Origin of the sequence: Bradyrhizobium guangdongense (genome assembly GCF_004114975.1) — a bacterium.
In the GTDB taxonomy this organism is placed as follows: domain Bacteria; phylum Pseudomonadota; class Alphaproteobacteria; order Rhizobiales; family Xanthobacteraceae; genus Bradyrhizobium; species Bradyrhizobium guangdongense.
Genome location: NZ_CP030051.1, coordinates 2,343,835 through 2,357,879, shown reverse-complemented (window position 1 = coordinate 2,357,879; position 14,045 = coordinate 2,343,835). Strand labels below are relative to the sequence as shown.

Genomic DNA, 14,045 nt, shown 5'->3' with positions numbered 1-14,045 from the left:
ATCATGCGGCACGAAACAGGCAGTTCGAACACGGGGAAGGCGCTGTCACGGGGAAACGCCTATGCGCATTCTGATCGTCGACGATCATCCCATTGTCGCCTCCGGCTGCCGAGCCGTGCTGGCCGACGAAGGCGAAATCGAGATTTTGGAAGCCGCCGATGCCGAGGATGGCGAGAGCATCTTCATCGTCGAGCGCCCCGACCTCTGTGTCATCGACATCAACCTGCCGACCGTCTCCGGCTTCGAGCTTGCGCGCCGCATCCTGGAGCGCGCGCCGGAGGCCCGCATCATCATGTTCAGCATGAACGATGACCCCGCCTTCGCCGCGCGCGCGATCGAATGCGGCGCCAAGGGATATGTATCCAAGACCGGCGATCCCGACGATCTGGTCGAAGCGATCCGCACCGTCGGTGGGGGCGGCACCTATCTGCCGAGCGCTATCGCGCGCAGCATCGCTTTCGCCGGTCCCACGCTGGCGCAGAGCCCGCTGTCGAAGCTGAACGCGCGCGAGATGGAGATCCTGCGACTGCTGAGCGCCGGAAAAAGCCTGTCCGAGATCGCCTGGCTGGTGCAATCGTCCTACAAGACGGTCGCCAACACCTCCTCGATCATGCGCCAGAAGCTCGGGGTGAAGACCTCGGTAGAGCTGGTGCGGCTGGCGATCGACAGCGGCGTGGCGTAAGAGCACTCCGCAAATTTCGGTCACACAGGCATTGCAAGATGTGGTGAGATGCCATGGAGCAAACGGCATGACGATCCAGACTGTCTCGACCAATCAATCCTACGGCGGCGTGCAAGGCGTGTATCGCCATGCCAGCGAGGTCACCGGAACCGATATGGTGTTCTCGGTCTATGTTCCCCCGCATGCCGAAGGCGCCAAGCTGCCTGTGGTCTGGTACCTCTCGGGACTGACCTGCACGCACGCCAACGTCACCGAGAAGGGCGAATTCCGCAGAGCCTGCGCCGAACTCGGCCTGATCTTCGTCGCGCCGGACACGAGCCCGCGCGGGCCCGATGTGCCTGGTGACGCCAACAATGCCTATGATTTCGGCCTGGGCGCCGGATTCTACGTCGATGCCACGCAAGAGCCCTTCGCACGGAACTACCGCATGTGGAGCTATGTCACCGACGAGTTGCCCAAACTTGTGGCGGGACATTTTCCCGTCGATGCCAAGCGCCAATCGGTCATGGGCCATTCGATGGGCGGCCACGGTGCGCTGACGGTGGCTCTGCGCAACCCGCACCGCTATCGCGCGGCCAGCGCCTTTGCCCCGATCGTGGCACCGTCACAGGTGCCGTGGGGCATCAAGGCGCTGAACGGCTATCTCGGGCCCAACAAAGATGCCTGGCGCAGCCACGACACCGTGGCGCTGATCGAGGACGGCGCGAAATATTCGGGCTTCCTGGTCGACGTCGGCGAGGCCGATAATTTCCTGAAGGAGCAGCTCAAGCCCGAATTGCTCCAGGCCGCCTGCAGCAAGGCCAACATCCCGCTGACGCTGCGGCGTCAGCCGGGCTACGACCACAGCTATTACTTCATCTCGACGTTCATGAGCGATCATCTGCATTGGCATGCGGAGCGGCTGAAGGGGTGAGGTTCTTCCTTCTCCCCTAACTCTCCGCCACCGCAGTATCGTAGGGCGGGCACAGCGAAGCGTGCCCAACGATTTCTCTCGAATCATTGAACGATCGTGGGCACGGCGCGAGGGCGCCTTTGCCCACCCTGCGATTCCGGACTCGCTGAGAGTTGCCCTACTCCGGCTTGCCGTAATTTGGCGCGAGCAGGCGGTTGCGGATTAGATAGCTCATCGTGCGCGACCAGGATTCATCGGTATTGCCGCGCATGTCGGCGCTGGCCGCCGTGATCATGTTGCCGGTCTTCACGTCGCGCAGATAGATGTTGAGATTGATGATCAAATTCGAGACCTTCTGTACCAAGCCGGTGATCTCGACTTCGGCACCCAGCTGCGCCGCAAGCTTGAGGTCGCAGCCGCCGCAGGCCTGCAGATTGCTGTGACGGGCGGCATCCCTGATAGGCGCGATGTCGAGCAACTGGAACTTGCCTGAATCGGCTAGTTCCTTGCGGAGCTGCTCGCTGATGCGATCAAGGCGCGCCTCCTCGGGCTTCGAGCCGTAGAACTCGCCGGGCAGGCTGGTGTCGATCAGCTCGAAATCGAACACGGCAAGCTTCGGCGGATCGGCGAACGCGGCCGATCCCGTCGACAGCAATGCGGCGAAACACAGCAGCGCTCGCACGATCGTGATGCCTGCGCTGGCGCGCGTGCGAACGAAATGCGGGGTTGCAAGCCTTGCCAAATCGGTCATGCTTCCAGCAGAAACAATTCTCAACCGGCGGTCAAGCCGGGGAGAAATTTTGGAGGAAACATGATCCGTTGGTTGGTCGGCCTGATTGGCCTCGCACTTGCGGCGACGCAGGCGCTGGCGGCTGACCCCATTGAAATCGGCGTCGGCTATCTCGGCGTCGCCGGCACCAAATCGACGCTGTCGCTGGTCGAGCAGCCGGCCCAGAATGACGGCGTCGCCGGAGCCCATCTCGCCATCGAGGACAACAACACCACCGGAAAATTCCTCAACCAGCATTTCACGCTGGAGGAGCACCGCATCGAGGAGGGCGAGGACCCGGTCCAGGCCGCGACCGCACTCGCCGAGAAGAACAGCTTCATCATCCTCGACCTGCCCGCTGACGCGCTGCTGAAGGTCTCCGATGCCCTGCGCGATCGCGGCACGCTGCTGTTCAATGCCGGCGCCATTGACGAGCGGCTGCGCGAGGCCGACTGCCGCGCCAATGTGATTCATTCCGCGCCGACGCGGTCGATGCTGGCGGATGCGCTCGGCCAGTATCTGGTCTGGAAGAAATGGTCGCGCTGGCTGCTGGTGGTCGGCTCGCATGACCAGGACAAGCTCTACGCCGATGCGCTCCGCCGCGCCGCCTCGCGGTTCGGGGCCAAGATCGTGCAGGAGCGCACGTTCGAGGACACCGGCGGAGCGCGCCGCACCGATTCCGGCGTGACGTTGATCCAGCGCCAGATGCCGGTCTTCACGCAGCAGGCCCCCGCCTACGATGTGCTGGTCGCCGCCGACGAGAGCGAGGTGTTCGCCGCCTATCTGCCCTACCGCACCTGGGATCCGCGCCCTGTCGCAGGCTCGGCCGGCCTCGTGCCGCGCAGCTGGGACGCCGCACAGGACCAGTGGGGCGCGACGCAGATGCAGAACCGCTTCATGAAGCTGAACTCGCGCCGCATGACCGCGCTGGACATGCAGGCCTGGACGGCGGTGCGGATGATCGGCGAAGCGACCTCGCGCACCAATTCCGGCGACGTCAAGAAGGTCACGGATTTCATCAAGAGACCGGATTTCTCTGTCGCCGCCTTCAAGGGCACCCGGCTCACCTTACGCGACTGGAATCTCCAGCTGCGCCAGCCGATACTCCTTGTCGACGGCCGCATGGTGGTGTCGGTGTCGCCGCAGGAAGGATTTCTGCACCAGGTCTCCGAGCTCGACACGCTCGGCTACGATCGCCCGGAGAGCAAATGCAAGCTGAAATGAAGGTTGGGATGTTGCGTGCGGGATTGCTGGCCGCGCTGATGCTGACGGCGGCACCAGCGCATGCCTTCATCGCCTATGTCTCGAACGAGAAGAGCAATACGGTCTCGGTGATCGATACCGACAGCTGGACCGTGACCAAGACCATCAAGGTCGGCCAGCGCCCGCGCGGGATCGAATTCACCCGCGACGGCAAGTTCGTCATGGTCGCCGTCGGCGATGACGACACCATCCAGATGATCGACGCCAAGACGCAAGGCATCGTGGACACCCTGCCCTCCGGTCCCGACCCCGAATTGTTCACCCAGGACGCCACCGGCAAGACGCTCTACGTCGCCAACGAGAACGACAACACGGTGACCGTGATCGATCTGGAAAAGCGCGCCCGTCTCGGCGACATCCAGGTCGGCGTCGAGCCCGAGGGTATGACCATTAGCCCCGACGGCAAAACCCTGATCAACACGTCGGAAACGACCAACATGGCGCACTTCATCGATACTGGCTCGCGCCAGATCGTCGCCAACGTGCTGGTCGACGCACGGCCGCGCTTTGCCTGTTACAAGCACGACGCATCCGAATTGTGGGTGTCATCGGAGATCGGCGGTACAGTCTCGATTGTCGATCCCAACAAGCATGCGGTGATCGGCAAGGTCAATTTCGAGATTCCGGGCTTGCGCAAAGAGGCAATCCAGCCGGTTGGCATCGGCATGACCAAGGACGACAAGACCGCCTTCATCGCACTCGGCCCCGCCAACCGCATTGCCGTGGTCGATACCGCCACGCGCAAGGTGACGAAATATCTCCTGGTCGGCCAGCGCGTCTGGCACATGGCGTTCACGCCGGATGAAAAATATCTGCTCACCACCAACGGCGTCTCCAACGATGTTTCCGTGATCGACGTCGCCGCGCAGAAAGTCATCAAGACCATTCAAGTGGGCGAACTGCCCTGGGGCATCACGATCGCACCATGACCAGCCCCGCCACCATCGCCGAATCGCAGGACAGACCGAGGCTGGAAGCCGCCCCGGTGCCGGCGCTGTCGATCGACGGCGTCAGCCATTCCTACGGCCCGCGCCGCGCGCTGATGGACGTGTCCTTCAACGTGCAGCCCGCAAGCTTCACCGCTCTGCTCGGCCTCAACGGCGCCGGCAAGAGCACCCTGTTCTCGCTGATCACGCGATTGTTCGGCATCCAGTCCGGCCGCGTCGGCATTTTCGGCCACGACATCAGGCGGTCGCCCGGCGAGGCATTGCGGTTGCTTGGCGTCGTATTCCAGCCGCGAACGCTCGATCTCGATTTGTCACTGACGCAGAACCTGCTCTATCACGCAGCCCTCCATGGCATCGCCAGGCGCGAGGCGGCCGCCCGCAGCGCCGAGTTGCTGGCGCGCATTGGGCTCACCGAGCGCGCCGGCAGCAAGGTGCGCGATCTCTCCGGGGGCCAGATGCGGCGACTGGAGATTGCCCGCGCACTGCTGCATCGGCCGCGGCTGCTCTTGCTGGACGAGCCGACCGTCGGCCTCGACGTCAAGGCGCGGGCCGATATCATCAGCCATGTCCGGCAGCTCGTCACCGAGCAGGGCATCGGCGTGCTCTGGGCGACGCATCTGCTCGACGAAATCATGCCCAGTGACGACCTGGTGGTGCTGCACCAGGGCAAGGTGCTGGCGCAGGGCTCGATGAGCCGCGTCATCGCCGAGGCCGGCGCGCAGGACGTCAACACCGCCTTCATGCGCCTGACCGGCGCGCAAGTGATGCCGGGAGGCGGCGCATGAGCAGCATCACCACGCGCGACGTGCCGCGCGGCTTCTCGGCCTCCGAGTACATGACCTGCCTCACCGGTATCGTCTGGCGCGAGGGCCTGCGCTTCCTGCATCAGCGCGAGCGCTTCGTCTCGGCGCTGGTGCGGCCGTTGGTGTGGCTGTTCATCTTCGCCGCCGGCTTCCGCCAGGTGCTCGGCATCTCCATCATCCCTCCCTACGAGACCTACATTCTCTACGAGGTCTTCATCGCGCCGGGATTGATGGCAATGATCCAGCTCTTCAACGGCATGCAATCCTCGCTCTCGATGGTCTATGACCGCGAGATGGGCAACATGCGCACCTTGCTGGTGAGCCCGCTGCCGCGCGGCTTCCTCCTGTTCTGCAAGCTGCTTGCGGGCACCGCCGTGTCGCTGCTCCAGGTCTATGCGTTCCTGATCATCGCCTGGTTCTGGGACATCACCCCGCCCCCGATCGGCTACCTCACCGTACTGCCCGCCCTGATCCTGTCCGGCCTGATGCTGGGCTCGCTGGGCATGCTGATCTCCTCCGGCATCAAGCAGCTCGAGAACTTTGCCGGCGTGATGAATTTCGTCATCTTCCCGATGTTCTTTGCCTCCTCGGCACTCTACCCGCTCTGGCGCGTGCAGGAGGGCAGTCCCTATCTGTACTATATCTGCCAGGCCAATCCGTTCACCCATGCGGTCGAACTGATCCGCTTCGCGCTGTATGGGCAGATCAACTGGATCTCGCTGGCGGTGGTCGGAGCTTGCACAATCGTCTTCATGATCGCCGCGATCTATGCCTATGATCCGTCACGCGGGCTGGCACGGCGCGGGCCTGCGGGAGGCGAAGGATGATGGTTCGCACATTTGCCATGACGGCGCTTGCGTTCGTGGTCGCAGGCTCGGCCGCACGCGCAGCGGATCCACGCTATCCCAATTGGCCCTGCGCGCAGGCCAAGGTTCCGGATATCTCGCTGGCCGCCGTTTGGGCTGGTCCCCCGCTCGATGACGCCGAGAACAAGTGGAAGGACGACAGCAAGGTCAGCGCACTGGTCTCCAAGCTCGCGGCGCGCAAGACGCCGTTGGACGAGGCCGAGAAGTCGGTGAAGGAATTCCTCGCGGCCTCGGCCGACAAGACCACCAATGCCAAGCTGCTGTTTGCCGGCCTGTTCGACACCCTGAACGCCCAACGCGCCCAGGTCATGAGTGGGTTAGAGCGCGTCAGCCGCAAGCAACGTGACGCTGCCGACAGGATCCGCGAGGAGACGATTGAGCTCCAGGCGCTTCAGGACGCAACGCCGCGCGATGACGCCAAGGTCGACACCATGAGCAACCAGCTGATCTGGGACACCCGCATCTTCGAGGACCGCCGCAAGGTGGTGCGCTTCGTCTGCGAAGTGCCGACCACGATCGACCAGCGCCTGTTCGCGCTCGGTCGCGTCATCCAGCAGGAAATGGAATAGCGTCAGCCTTGCTGACGACTTTCATAAAAGTTCCCGCGATATCAACGCGATCCTTAATGTTACCGCGCTATCTGCCGGAACCAAATCGATCTAGGATGGCTTGTCGATGAGAATCTCCAACGCCGGGAGGCCTCGATGGGAACAGCAAAATTCATCCTCGCGGGCGCTGCAGCCATCACTATGCTCGCATCCAGCGCCTTTGCTGACGACATGACCGGAATGGTCACCAGCATTAACAGGCTCAACAACACCATCTCGATCCAGCAGATCCAGAAAGGCACGGTGGGCAGCGGCACTGGTGGAGCAGCCGGCGCGCTCCAGCAGTACAAAGCCAAGGATGCCGCGATGCTGGATGCCGTGCATGCCGGCGACAGGGTGACGTACTCCGCGACGGACGCTGACGGCTCGAGCACGCTGACGAAGTTGCAGAAGCAGTAAGATTCAGGTCGGCGCAGTCCGACTGATGACGATGCTGCATCCGCGTTGTCATTGCGAGCGGAGTAAAACAATCCAGAGTCCCTCCGCGGAAAGATCTGGATTGATTCGCTCCGTGCGCAATAACGAGGAGATAGTTTGCCTACTGCTCGGGCCGCGGCTCCGGCTGCGCCTCGTCCGTGGGCAACTTCGCGCGTTCCCAGCCGTCGGTCCCATCAGGGTACCAGGCGATATTGGAATAGCCATAAGTCAACGCGCGCTTGGCGGCGTTCCAGGACATCCAGCAGTCGGCGAGGCAATAGATCACGAGCAGCGCGGCCTTGTCGCCGTGCGAGGCGCGCGCAAGGCCACGCTGGAGATAATCGTCCATCGCCGGCGGCAACGCGCCGTAGCCGGTGTCCGGCAGCCAGATACTGCCCGGAATATTTCTCCGCGGCATATCGCGCCAGACCGTTCCGGCCGGCAGGTTCTTCGGCTTCGGCGCACGCGGCAATACGTCGATGAAGGCTCCGCTCTTCGCGCGCCAGATCGCCTCGGCATCCGCCGTCGTGAGCACCCGCGCGCCTTCCAGCGTCGCCGGCACGGGCGCGCGGTAATTGTCGGTGCGATAGCCTTCCGGCTCGAACGGCTCCTGCTGCTGCGCCAACGCCGGCACCGCCAGGGCGGCGACGAGGAGCGCAGCGGCAAGATGTCGCCTCATGGCGACGTCTTGGCCGTCTCCGCACCGAGCGGCCGGTCGTTTTCGTCGAGCAGGGGCACGCCGAAATCGAGCAGGATCTTGTTGATCTCGCCCTGGTTCTCCTGGATCAGCTTGTTGAGCTGCCGCTTCCAGTTCTGATCGGCGGCGCGCACGCCCATGCCGATGCGATAGACCAGCTTGGGACCCGTGGTTTCCTTCACCAGCGGCGTGACGTGCAGCGAGCCGGCCTTCTTGGCGTAGTAGCCCGCCATCGGCCCCCACAGCACCCCGGCGTCGATCTTGCCCGCGGTGAGATCGTCGATCATCGCCTGCGCCGAATTGTCGTAGCGCGTGTCGATCATCAGCGGATAGGGCTTTGCGTCGCGCATCAGCCCCGCAATGGCCATATTGGTCGCCGGCGGGGTGCCGGCGATGATGCCGACGTGCTTGCCCTTCAACCTGGGATCCTCGAGCGTATCGACATCTTCGAGCCCGCTGCCTGATTTCGCGACCAGCGCGTAGGTCGTGCGGTAATAGGGGTTCGTACCCTGCACGATGTCGTCGCCTTGCGGAAATCCCATGATGACATCGCAGCGATGCGCACCCAGCGTCATTCGCACGAAACCCGTGGCCTGCGGAAAGAACACGTAGTCGAGCTTCTTCTGCAGCTTGTCCGCAAACAGTTCGGCAATCTTGTTCTCGATCCCCTCGCCCTTTTCGTTGGAGAACGGCATGTTGCGCGGGTCGGCGCAGACCCGAAGCACCTTCGGATCGACCAGCTCGAAGGAGAGGTCACCACCGTCAGTCGTCTGCGCGCGAGCCATGCTGCCGATTGCACAAGACGCCGCTACCACAAAAAGTGAAAATAACCAGCGACGATGTCGTCCGGCCTCCATCGCGCTTCCTCCTCGTTTCGTTCGAATGCTATCCATGCACGCCATGGACGCACCATGTCTCGCCAAACTTTGCGTTGGCTTTTCGTATTGCAGTGCAATGCAGTGAAACCTGAACTGAGGCGAAAAAGTGTCTCATCTCACGTCAAAGATCGCCGCCTTGACCCTGCTGGTCGCAGCGACGCTAGCACGCGCCGGGGCGACCGAATTGCCTGTGAGCGAAGTGGCACCGGGAATCTTCGTGCACTCCGGGACTATCGCCCTGATGACGCGGGAGAACGAGGGCGACATTGCCAATGTCGGCTTCATCGTCGGCGATGAGGCGGTGGCCGTGATCGATACCGGGGGCAGCCTTCGCGAAGGCGAGGAGCTGCTGGCCGCTGTGCGGTCCCGAACCAGCAAGCCGATCCGCTATGTCATCAATACCCACGGCCATCCCGACCATGTCTTCGGCAATGCGGCCTTTGTCGCAGACGGAACCAGCTTCGTCGGCCAAAGCAAGCTGCCGCAGGCGCTGGCGACACGCGGGCCGTATTATCTCGATAATTTCCGGCGCATCATGGGCGCCGAATTGATCGATCCCGTGAAGATCGTGCAGCCCACCGTGCTCGTGAAGGACACGATGACGCTCGATCTCGGATCGCGGCAGCTGACCTTGCGAGCCTGGCCGGCCGCGCACAGCGACAACGACCTGACGGTATTCGACGAGACCACGAAGACACTGTTCGCCGGCGATCTGGTCTTTCTCCGCCATATTCCGGTCATGGACGGCAGCATTCGCGGCTGGCTTGCCTTGCTGAAGGAGTTGGAGACCGTTCCGGCGGTCCGCGTCGTTCCGGGTCACGGCCCTGTGAGCGACTGGCCGGCCGCGCTGGCCGATGAGAAGCGTTATCTTTCGACGCTGCTGTCGGACGTCCGCGCCTCGAACAAGAAGGGCGAGCCGATCAGAACCGCAGCCGAAAAGGCCGCGGCGTCCGAGCGGCCGCGTTGGGAACTGTTCGACGATTACAACGCGCGCAACGCAACCGCAGCATTTTCTGAAATTGAATGGGAGTAGCGGGCGCGCTACCTTACTCGAACAACCGCGTCGTCCGCACAGGATCTTGACCATGACGGGATGCACACGCCGCCTGCCCCTGATCGCCGCATTGCTCGGCATCGCCTTCGCGCTGCCTGCCAGCGCCGAAGAGGCCTACGACCCCTGGCCGGGTCTGGTGCAGGACATCTTCAACAACCGTCCGATGAACGACGGCAGCGGCGTCATCGCCATCGAGATGCCCTATCGCGCCGAGGACGCGGCGATCGTGCCGGTGACCCTGCGCAGCAAGCTGTCGCCGGCAGATAGCCGCCGCATCCGATCGATCACGCTGGTGATCGATCGCAATCCGGCGCCGATGGCGGCGAAATTCGAGCTTGGCGCGGATGCCAACGTCACCGAGATTTCCACGCGCGTGCGCGTCAACAATTACACCGACGTCCACGCGGTCGCCGAGCTCAGCGATGGCCAGCTCTACGTCTCAAAGACCTATGTGAAGGCCTCGGGCGGCTGCTCGGCACCGGCCGGCAAGAATGCCGAGGAGGCCAACAATCGCCTCGGCCAGATGCGCTACCGGCAATTCGCGCGCGAGGACGCGCCGGCAAGCCGCATCCGCGAGGCGCAAATCATGATCGGGCATCCAAACAATTCCGGCCTGCAGATGGACCAGGTCACGCAGCTCTATATCCCCGCCTTCTTCATCAACCAGCTGAAGCTGACGCAGGACGACAGCCCCGTGCTGTCGATGGAAGGCGGCATCTCGATCTCGGAAGACCCCAATCTGCGCTTCACCTATGTCTCCAACGGCGCCAAGCGCTTCCGCGCGGAAGCCAAGGACACGGAGGGACACGTATTCCGCCATGAGTGGGATGTGGAGAAGTCGGGGACGTGAATGCCTCTTGCCGTCATTCCGGGGCGCAGAGCGCGAACCCGGAATGACCAGCCAGATCAGAAACACCTCACCTCGGCTTCGGCTTGCGCCCGGCGCAAATCGTTCACGGCCGCATTCGCCTGCTCCGACGTCCTGAACTGGGTGCCGAGATTGCCGCGGACCTGGGACATGCTGAGTGCGGTCTCGGCAGTGACATATCTTTCATAGGGCACGATCGAGGCGACCACGTCGATCGAGCAGGAGCATTGTTCGATCGCCTGCCGCGTCTCGCCATTGGCCTTCATGCAACCATAGACATATTCCGCGCGCGCCGACGTCGGATAGTCGTTGGCCTCCTCGGCCCGCGCCGCGGTGACCACTGCTGCGAGCACGACCAAAGCGGCGACAATCGGTCGTACCTGTCCCGCAAAACTCATAGGCGTCCTCCCGCTGGTTGCGATGGAAGCTATGCTATGCGTATTGTCCTGAAAAGCACTCTGTCAGAGGAAATGGCTCACAAGTGATGAGAGTTTTGGCACGGACATTGGCGCTCGCGATGGTGCTGGCGTGCGGCACGGCGGCCCATGCTGCGGACACCATCCGCCTGGCCGTGCAGAAGACCGGAACATTCTCCTGGGAACTGGCGACGATCCGCGAGGCCGGGCTCGACAAGGAAGCCAACCTGGCGCTCGAGGTCACGGAGCTTGCGAGTCCCGAGGCCGGCAAGATCGCGCTCCGCGCCGGCAATGCCGACATCATGCTGTCGGACTGGCTCTGGGTGTCGCGCGAGCGCGCGCTCGGTGCCAAGCTGACCTTCTATCCCTATTCCAGCGCCCTCGGCGCCGTGATGGTGCCGGCCGCCTCGCCGATCAAGACGCTGGCTGATCTGAAGGGCCGCAAGCTTGCCGTCGGCGGCGGCCCGATCGACAAGAGCTGGCTGCTGCTGCAGGCGCGGATGAAGCAGGACGGCATCGACCTGAAGTCGGATGCCACCATCGTCTATGGCGCCCCGCCCCTGATCGCGGCCAAGGCACTCGACGGCGAGATGGATGCGAGCCTCAATTTCTGGAATTTCTGTGCCCAGCTCGAGGCCAAGGGTTTTAGGCGCCTCGTCGGCATCGAGGAGATTTTGCCCAAGCTCGGCGCCAAGGGCGCGGTGTCCGCGGTCGGCTATGTCTTCGACGAGAGCTGGGCCGCGAGCCATCGCGACGCCGTGGCACGTTTCATCGCCATGACGCGCAAGGCCAAACAATTGCTGGTCACTTCGGATGCGGCCTGGGACAAGATCGCCGCGCTCACCGGCGCGACCGATCCGGCCATGGTCAAGACCTATCGCGACCGTTATCGCGATGGTATTCCGCGCCGGAGCATCAGTGACGAAGAGGCGGATGCGCGCGTGCTCTACCGCGTGCTCGCCGAGATCGGCGGTCGCGACTTGGTCGGTCCGGCGGCCGAGCTCGATCCCGGCACCTTCTATCACGCCCTCTCCGGAGATTGAGTTGCTGCGCCTTCTCTCCTTCGCCCTGTTTCTCGCGATCTGGTGGATCGCCGCGCTGTTCGTCGGCGGCGCGAAGCTGCCCTCCCCGCCCGCGGTGCTCAATGTCATCATCGCTGAAGCCGCGAGCGGCGCGCTGTTCCTGCACCTCGGTGCGACGCTGGCGCGCGTCGCGCTCGCTTTCGTGCTGGCCATGTCGGTCGGCAGTGCCATCGGCTATCTGATGGGGCGGGTGAAGCTTGCCGACCGGCTCGGCGATCCCTGGCTGATCCTGCTGCTCAATCTGCCGGCGCTGGTCGTGATCGTGCTGGCCTATATCTGGGCCGGACTCACCGAAGCCGCCGCGATAGCGGCGATTGCCATCAACAAGCTGCCGACGGCGGTCGTCACCTTGCGCGAGGGCACGCGCGCGCTCGACCGCTCGCTCGACGAGATGGCGAGCGTATTCGCGATGCCGCGCTGGCGCGCGTTCCGCCATGTTGTGCTGCCGCAGCTTGCGCCCTATATCGCGGCCTCCGCCCGCTCCGGTCTGTCGCTGGTCTGGAAGATCGTGCTGGTGGCCGAGCTGCTGGGACGCCCGAACGGGGTCGGCTTCGAGATCGGCGTCGCCTTCCAGCTGTTCGACACGCCACGACTGCTCGCGTATTCCCTGACATTCGCCGCCGTCGTGCTCGTGATCGAGACGGCGCTGGTGCAGCCGTTCGAGGCCCGCGCAACGCGGTGGCGGCCCCGTGCGGCTTGAGGTCGAGATCACAGGCAAGACCTACAGCAGCGCCGCGGGCGGCACGCACGAGGTGCTGGCCCCGGTCAAATTCGCTCTGCAGTCAGGCGAGGTCGGCGTGCTGATCGGGCCGTCCGGCTGCGGCAAGAGCACGATGCTGCGCATCATCCTCGGACTCGATCGCGACTTCGACGGCCATGTCGCGCGGCCGCCAGAGGCGCGCATCGGCATGGTATTTCAGGAGCCGCGACTATTGCCGTGGCGCTCGGTCGAGCAGAATGTCCGGCTGGCCGCGCCTGACGTCACCGACGCAAAGCTGTCGGAGCTGTTCAAGATCCTCGAGCTGGACGCGCATCGCAGTCATTTTCCCGGCGAGTTGTCGCTGGGCCTCGCCCGCCGCGTCGCGCTCGCCCGCGCCTTTGCGGTCGAGCCCGACCTGCTCGTGCTCGATGAACCCCTCGCCTCGCTCGACGATGCGCTTGCCGGCCGCCTGCGCGACGAGATCGCGACGCTGGTGGCGAGTCGTCCCGTGATGACGCTGCTCGTCACCCACAGCCTGGACGATGCCATCCGTCTTGGTGACCGCCTGTTCTTCCTGTCGCCCCGTCCCGCCCGCATCGTGCAGGAGGTGCCGATCGCCGTGCCGCGCGCCGGGCGCAGCGAGGCTGAGCTTGCGAGGATCAGGGCCGAGCTTGCAGCCTTGCTGCTTGAATCGAAGTGAACACTCGTGGTCAATTGGATCAAACGAGATTGTCCTGAGGAGACCACCATGCGGCGGCTGATTGCGATCGGTATCCTGTTGGCTGTCATGCCGGGCGCGACGCTCGCGCAGAGCAAGGGCAAAGGCATCAGGCTCTGGAACCTGACGAGCGAGACGATCTCCGGCTTCCAGCTTGCACCAGCAGGCAAGACGGATTGGGGTCCGAACCAGTGTCTGAACGACAAGGACAAGGAGGTCGATCATGACGAGCGGCTGCGCATCACCGGCGTCGAGCCCGGCCGCTACGACGCCAAGGTCAGCTATCCCAATTCACGGCAATGCGTCGTTCGCGACATCGAGATCAAGGCGGATGCGGTGTTCTCGATCGCGGACAAGGATCTGAAGGATTGCAGCAAGTAGGCGG

Annotated in this window: 18 protein-coding genes; 14 read left to right on the top strand and 4 right to left on the bottom strand. The window is 63.7% G+C overall.

Translation table 11 applies throughout. The annotated features are described in order from the left end of the window. Positions 1-61: 61 nt before the first annotated feature. Both X265_RS11260 and fghA read left to right on the top strand, forming a co-directional pair. The gene (locus X265_RS11260; protein WP_128964890.1) at positions 62-682 is read left to right on the top strand and encodes a response regulator; all 621 of its coding nucleotides are present in this window, start codon (positions 62-64) and stop codon (positions 680-682) included. 67 nt (positions 683-749) lie between these two features. Then, the gene (gene fghA / locus X265_RS11255) at positions 750-1,595 is read left to right on the top strand and encodes an S-formylglutathione hydrolase (RefSeq protein WP_128964889.1); all 846 of its coding nucleotides are present in this window, start codon (positions 750-752) and stop codon (positions 1,593-1,595) included. A 157-nt stretch (positions 1,596-1,752) separates the two neighbouring features. Here fghA and X265_RS11250 read toward each other — a convergent pair whose 3' ends face one another. Next, on the bottom strand, positions 1,753-2,325 hold the full coding sequence (locus X265_RS11250; protein WP_128964888.1) for a DUF3280 domain-containing protein: 573 nt from the start codon (positions 2,323-2,325) through the stop codon (positions 1,753-1,755). Positions 2,326-2,385: 60 nt separating this feature from the next. Here X265_RS11250 and X265_RS11245 point away from each other — a divergent pair, with 60 nt between their 5' ends. The 6 genes from X265_RS11245 (at position 2,386) to X265_RS11220 (ending at position 7,229) form a co-directional block, all read left to right on the top strand. Then, the gene (locus X265_RS11245) at positions 2,386-3,567 is read left to right on the top strand and encodes an ABC transporter substrate-binding protein (protein WP_128964887.1); all 1,182 of its coding nucleotides are present in this window, start codon (positions 2,386-2,388) and stop codon (positions 3,565-3,567) included. Beyond that, positions 3,552-4,535 carry a YVTN family beta-propeller repeat protein gene (locus X265_RS11240; RefSeq protein ID WP_128964886.1) on the top strand — a complete coding sequence of 328 codons (984 nt, stop codon included), beginning with the start codon at positions 3,552-3,554 and terminating at the stop codon, positions 4,533-4,535. Before X265_RS11245 ends, X265_RS11240 begins: the two co-directional genes overlap by 16 nt. Beyond that, on the top strand, positions 4,532-5,338 hold the full coding sequence (locus tag X265_RS11235; RefSeq protein ID WP_128964885.1) for an ABC transporter ATP-binding protein: 807 nt from the start codon (positions 4,532-4,534) through the stop codon (positions 5,336-5,338). The genes X265_RS11240 and X265_RS11235 overlap by 4 nt, the downstream gene beginning before the upstream one ends. Beyond that, positions 5,335-6,183, top strand: a complete 849-nt coding sequence (locus X265_RS11230; protein ID WP_128964884.1) for an ABC transporter permease — start codon at positions 5,335-5,337, stop codon at positions 6,181-6,183. Before X265_RS11235 ends, X265_RS11230 begins: the two co-directional genes overlap by 4 nt. Next, a complete protein-coding gene (locus X265_RS11225) occupies positions 6,180-6,791 on the top strand; it encodes a hypothetical protein (RefSeq protein ID WP_128964883.1) in 612 nt (203 codons plus the stop codon). The genes X265_RS11230 and X265_RS11225 overlap by 4 nt, the downstream gene beginning before the upstream one ends. Before the next feature lie 135 nt (positions 6,792-6,926). After that, a complete protein-coding gene (locus tag X265_RS11220) occupies positions 6,927-7,229 on the top strand; it encodes a copper-binding protein (protein ID WP_128964882.1) in 303 nt (100 codons plus the stop codon). A 139-nt stretch (positions 7,230-7,368) separates the two neighbouring features. On the opposite strand, the gene X265_RS11215 is transcribed toward X265_RS11220, so the two are convergent. Both X265_RS11215 and X265_RS11210 read right to left on the bottom strand, forming a co-directional pair. Further along, positions 7,369-7,926: a PQQ-dependent catabolism-associated CXXCW motif protein gene (locus X265_RS11215; RefSeq protein ID WP_128964881.1), complete on the bottom strand. Its 558-nt coding sequence runs from the start codon at positions 7,924-7,926 to the stop codon at positions 7,369-7,371. Beyond that, on the bottom strand, positions 7,923-8,801 hold the full coding sequence (locus X265_RS11210) for a substrate-binding domain-containing protein (RefSeq protein WP_128964880.1): 879 nt from the start codon (positions 8,799-8,801) through the stop codon (positions 7,923-7,925). Before X265_RS11210 ends, X265_RS11215 begins: the two co-directional genes overlap by 4 nt. A 127-nt stretch (positions 8,802-8,928) precedes the next feature. Here X265_RS11210 and X265_RS11205 point away from each other — a divergent pair, with 127 nt between their 5' ends. Together X265_RS11205 and X265_RS11200 are read left to right on the top strand one after the other, a co-directional pair. Next, the gene (locus tag X265_RS11205) at positions 8,929-9,855 is read left to right on the top strand and encodes a quinoprotein relay system zinc metallohydrolase 2 (protein ID WP_128964879.1); all 927 of its coding nucleotides are present in this window, start codon (positions 8,929-8,931) and stop codon (positions 9,853-9,855) included. Between the two features lie 52 nt (positions 9,856-9,907). Then, positions 9,908-10,726: a quinoprotein dehydrogenase-associated SoxYZ-like carrier gene (locus X265_RS11200; RefSeq protein WP_164938516.1), complete on the top strand. Its 819-nt coding sequence runs from the start codon at positions 9,908-9,910 to the stop codon at positions 10,724-10,726. Positions 10,727-10,782: 56 nt separating this feature from the next. Here X265_RS11200 and X265_RS11195 read toward each other — a convergent pair whose 3' ends face one another. Continuing rightward, entirely contained in the window at positions 10,783-11,142 is a 360-nt protein-coding gene (locus X265_RS11195) for a hypothetical protein (protein ID WP_128964877.1), read from the bottom strand. Positions 11,143-11,228: 86 nt separating this feature from the next. Here X265_RS11195 and X265_RS11190 point away from each other — a divergent pair, with 86 nt between their 5' ends. From X265_RS11190 to X265_RS11175, 4 genes are read left to right on the top strand one after another with little or no spacing between them, the layout of a single operon-like run. Beyond that, positions 11,229-12,203 carry an ABC transporter substrate-binding protein gene (locus tag X265_RS11190; protein WP_373291570.1) on the top strand — a complete coding sequence of 325 codons (975 nt, stop codon included), beginning with the start codon at positions 11,229-11,231 and terminating at the stop codon, positions 12,201-12,203. 1 nt (position 12,204) lies between these two features. Then, positions 12,205-12,942 (top strand): ABC transporter permease, encoded by a 738-nt coding sequence (locus X265_RS11185; protein ID WP_128964875.1) that lies wholly within the window; start codon positions 12,205-12,207, stop codon positions 12,940-12,942. Further along, complete coding sequence (locus X265_RS11180; RefSeq protein WP_128964874.1) at positions 12,932-13,642, top strand: ABC transporter ATP-binding protein; 711 nt, start codon at positions 12,932-12,934, stop codon at positions 13,640-13,642. The genes X265_RS11185 and X265_RS11180 overlap by 11 nt, the downstream gene beginning before the upstream one ends. A 48-nt stretch (positions 13,643-13,690) precedes the next feature. Further along, positions 13,691-14,041, top strand: coding sequence for a hypothetical protein (locus X265_RS11175; RefSeq protein WP_128964873.1), 351 nt, complete (start codon positions 13,691-13,693; stop codon positions 14,039-14,041). The last annotated feature ends 4 nt before the right edge of the window (positions 14,042-14,045 follow it).

What these genes read in the sequence shown, in the direction of transcription:
- X265_RS11260 (WP_128964890.1), top strand. Translation starts at nt 62, where the DNA reads ATGCGCATTCTGATCGTCGACGATCATCCCATTGTCGCCTCCGGCTGC.
- fghA (WP_128964889.1), top strand. Translation starts at nt 750, where the DNA reads ATGACGATCCAGACTGTCTCGACCAATCAATCCTACGGCGGCGTGCAA.
- X265_RS11250 (WP_128964888.1), bottom strand. Translation starts at nt 2,325, where the DNA reads ATGACCGATTTGGCAAGGCTTGCAACCCCGCATTTCGTTCGCACGCGC.
- X265_RS11245 (WP_128964887.1), top strand. Translation starts at nt 2,386, where the DNA reads ATGATCCGTTGGTTGGTCGGCCTGATTGGCCTCGCACTTGCGGCGACG.
- X265_RS11240 (WP_128964886.1), top strand. Translation starts at nt 3,552, where the DNA reads ATGCAAGCTGAAATGAAGGTTGGGATGTTGCGTGCGGGATTGCTGGCC.
- X265_RS11235 (WP_128964885.1), top strand. Translation starts at nt 4,532, where the DNA reads ATGACCAGCCCCGCCACCATCGCCGAATCGCAGGACAGACCGAGGCTG.
- X265_RS11230 (WP_128964884.1), top strand. Translation starts at nt 5,335, where the DNA reads ATGAGCAGCATCACCACGCGCGACGTGCCGCGCGGCTTCTCGGCCTCC.
- X265_RS11225 (WP_128964883.1), top strand. Translation starts at nt 6,180, where the DNA reads ATGATGGTTCGCACATTTGCCATGACGGCGCTTGCGTTCGTGGTCGCA.
- X265_RS11220 (WP_128964882.1), top strand. Translation starts at nt 6,927, where the DNA reads ATGGGAACAGCAAAATTCATCCTCGCGGGCGCTGCAGCCATCACTATG.
- X265_RS11215 (WP_128964881.1), bottom strand. Translation starts at nt 7,926, where the DNA reads ATGAGGCGACATCTTGCCGCTGCGCTCCTCGTCGCCGCCCTGGCGGTG.
- X265_RS11210 (WP_128964880.1), bottom strand. Translation starts at nt 8,801, where the DNA reads ATGGAGGCCGGACGACATCGTCGCTGGTTATTTTCACTTTTTGTGGTA.
- X265_RS11200 (WP_164938516.1), top strand. Translation starts at nt 9,908, where the DNA reads ATGACGGGATGCACACGCCGCCTGCCCCTGATCGCCGCATTGCTCGGC.
- X265_RS11195 (WP_128964877.1), bottom strand. Translation starts at nt 11,142, where the DNA reads ATGAGTTTTGCGGGACAGGTACGACCGATTGTCGCCGCTTTGGTCGTG.
- X265_RS11190 (WP_373291570.1), top strand. Translation starts at nt 11,229, where the DNA reads ATGAGAGTTTTGGCACGGACATTGGCGCTCGCGATGGTGCTGGCGTGC.
- X265_RS11175 (WP_128964873.1), top strand. Translation starts at nt 13,691, where the DNA reads ATGCGGCGGCTGATTGCGATCGGTATCCTGTTGGCTGTCATGCCGGGC.